Below are 562 nucleotides of genomic sequence, written 5' to 3'. Positions count from 1 at the left end.
GTACCCACACAGATTGATGGTTTAAAATGTAAAGAGACGAAGAGCTCCCAAGCTCTTCAAAGCAGTGTCCCGTTCGTCTAGAGGCCTAGGACACCGCCCTTTCACGGCGGTAACAGGGGTTCGACTCCCCTACGGGATACCATTGGGTCGTTAGCTCAGCTGGTAGAGCAGTTGACTTTTAATCAATTGGTCGCAGGTTCGAATCCTGCACGACCCACCATTTCCTCCCAAGGAAATAAAATTTGGGGCTATAGCTCAGCTGGGAGAGCGCCTGCCTTGCACGCAGGAGGTCTGCGGTTCGATCCCGCATAGCTCCACCATTCTTCTCCACAGAAGAATTAAAACTTAATGTGGGCGATTAGCTCAGTTGGGAGAGCACCTGCCTTACAAGCAGGGGGTCACTGGTTCGAGCCCGGTATCGCCCACCACTCTCTAAATACTTTTGGATACACACTTCAAAACCAATTCACACAGCGAATTTGGTTCGGATTTTTGTCGCTAGAAAGTCTTTAGAAAGTGCTTTAACTTGAAAAAGTAAACACTCGCTCTTTAACAATTTGGA

At 48.4% G+C, this 562-nt stretch carries 4 tRNA genes; all 4 read left to right on the top strand.

Annotated elements, in window-relative coordinates:
- The first annotated feature begins 66 nt into the window (after window positions 1-66).
- Window positions 67-142, top strand: a tRNA-Glu gene (locus BCU12_RS14995).
- 2 nt (window positions 143-144) lie between these two features.
- Window positions 145-220, top strand: a tRNA-Lys gene (locus tag BCU12_RS14990).
- Between the two features lie 24 nt (window positions 221-244).
- Window positions 245-320 (top strand) — tRNA-Ala (locus BCU12_RS14985).
- A gap of 32 nt (window positions 321-352) precedes the next feature.
- Window positions 353-428, top strand: a tRNA-Val gene (locus tag BCU12_RS14980).
- The last annotated feature ends 134 nt before the right edge of the window (window positions 429-562 follow it).

Origin of the sequence: Vibrio sp. 10N.261.55.A7, from assembly GCF_002877365.1 — a bacterium.
Lineage (GTDB): Bacteria > Pseudomonadota > Gammaproteobacteria > Enterobacterales > Vibrionaceae > Vibrio.
Note: the sequence above shows the minus strand (reverse complement) of the source record. Positions and strands in the feature narration are given on the sequence as shown.